Origin of the sequence: Acinetobacter sp. 1566109, assembly GCF_000582255.1 — a bacterium.
Classification (GTDB): Bacteria; Pseudomonadota; Gammaproteobacteria; order Pseudomonadales; family Moraxellaceae; genus Acinetobacter; species Acinetobacter nosocomialis.
The window spans coordinates 1-2047 of sequence record NZ_JEYB01000144.1; the positions used below are offsets into that span (position 1 = coordinate 1).

At 36.7% G+C, this 2047-nt stretch carries 2 protein-coding genes; one reads left to right on the top strand and one right to left on the bottom strand.

Going from position 1 to position 2047, the window contains the following annotated elements; translation table 11 throughout:
• Nucleotides 1-341: heteropolymeric bacterioferritin subunit Bfr (gene bfr, locus J582_RS24780; RefSeq protein WP_032048875.1), on the top strand; the 341-nt coding region annotated here is incomplete at its 5' end.
• A gap of 40 nt (nt 342-381) precedes the next feature.
• Here the strand turns inward: bfr and J582_RS24785 are convergent.
• Nucleotides 382-2010: a PglL family O-oligosaccharyltransferase gene (locus tag J582_RS24785; RefSeq protein WP_032048047.1), complete on the bottom strand. Its 1629-nt coding sequence runs from the start codon at nt 2008-2010 to the stop codon at nt 382-384.
• Nucleotides 2011-2047 lie beyond the last annotated feature (37 nt).

Sequence of the window (2047 nt, forward strand, 5' to 3'; positions counted from 1 at the left end):
CAGCAGAACCGAGTTGTTCAATTCGTCAAATGAAGCATGCCGACAAGATTATTGAACGTATCTTATTTTTAGAAGGACTTCCTAATCTTCAACATCTAGGTAAATTGTATATTGGTCAGCATACAGAAGAAGTTCTGCAATGTGATATTCGCAAAGTGAAAGAAAACATTGAAGCTATTCAAAAAGCAGTTGCATTAGCTGAAACAGAACAAGACTATGTAACACGTGATTTGGTACAAGAAATTTTAGAAAAAGAAGAAGAATACTGGGATTGGTTAGATACTCAAATTGACCTTATCGGTAGCGTTGGTATCGAAAACTATATCCAGAGCCAAATGTAATTTCTCATAAAAAAATCCCCTTGAAAACAAGGGGATTTTTTTATTTATCTTTTAATAATTGCGGCAGTGTTATTTGCTGTCCATAAAGGTGCTGCAAAATAAATATTTGTCGCTCTGCCTGATCTATTTTTCCATTATAAGCAAGTAACTGAGCATATTTACGTAAATTATAGGGGGTTGCTTTGTTCTTCACAAAATTTCCCCATTGAACTAACTCTGCTTCAGATAAAGTTACATGAGGATTAAGCGCAATCCACTTTAAACGCTGCTCAAATTGGGTTAGAACAAAAATCTGGTCACTTCCCATAAGCTCGGCATTTGGCTGCTTATTTTTAAATAGTAAATTACTATTCATGACATATACGTTGTAATCACGCCAAATTGCGATCATAAGTATTAAGCTAATACCCCAAATTAAATGCAGAAGATGTTTACCTAGTACAAAACCTTTCAGTATTGGAGTCTGTGCTTGAATTACACCCAATAAAAAGCCACAAGTCAGTAAGAAATAAGCATAACGCTGCGGAAATTCTAACATGGCATGAATAAGTACTGTACAGACCATCATCACTGCAATAATCGAAATTGTTTCTTTCGCTTGTTGATTTAACCAAAACAACCAAAATGTAAAGTAAGCAATAATCACGATACCAATTGGAATACCATTCCAAATAATAAGATCTAGCAATACATTGTGAGCACTAGTCGTCCATTCTGCTGTTGGGAAAAGAGTATAAGCAGACATTTGAGCAACACTAGTTTGGTTCCACCCATATCCCAACCAAGGATGTTGCTGTACAGCGAGTAACATTTGCGTCCAGATATTAAAACGCAAATAACCAGAACTTGCCCGTTCAGCCAAGCTACTCGCCTGAGTTATATCTGTATGCGACCATGCCTCAATTAAGCTTGTAAGAAACGGTAAAACTAAGCCCGCCATGAGGAAAAAGCCAGCACACCATAATAAGCCTTGAAAAAGTCCAAAACGCTTCGGTTTGTTAAATTGCTTAATAGCCCAATAGGTGAGTAAAAATGGAAAAACAATCCAAGAAGTGCGTGATTGACTTAGGACAACTGCAAATAAAATAGTTAGTGCTGATGGCAAGAGTAACCAAACTGAAGCCTTGTTCTTTTCATATAAATATAAGCATCCTAATAACCCCATAATGAGAAAGGTTGCCATATTATTGGGTTGGCCAAAGTTACCGTAAGGTCGATTACCAATTAAATGCAACATATGTGCAAAATGCGTATCAATATTTAACCACTGGCAAACCGCAATAAAGCTAGTTGCAACTGAAACAATAACAGCAAGTAGGCTAAACCCTGTAAAAATTTGGTCCCGCTGCTGATAATCTAATGACAGGTTATAGCCAGCCACAACCATAAACCAAAAGCCTAATAAGTAAAGTGAACTTAACAAAGCTGTATTAAAATCAAAAACCAGACCAAAAGCCCACTGCACCACTGGAATTAAAATAAATGGCAATAGTAATAATTGTGCCCGCGGAATTTTTATATTTTGATAAAAAAGTGCAGCTACGGCACTTAGACCTGCCGCAAAGGTACTCATTTCACTAGAAAACATCACCCAAGGGTTATAGTGAAATGGAGATAGCCATGCAAAACCTAACAGGATTGCTGCGAGGAATAAAAAGAATACTTGCATAGTGACAGGTTATAGGCCAAAAACTTGAGAAGGATTA

Excerpts from the sequence above, each read along its gene's own strand:
- J582_RS24785 (WP_032048047.1), bottom strand. The coding sequence starts at position 2,010 with ATGCAAGTATTCTTTTTATTCCTCGCAGCAATCCTGTTAGGTTTTGCA.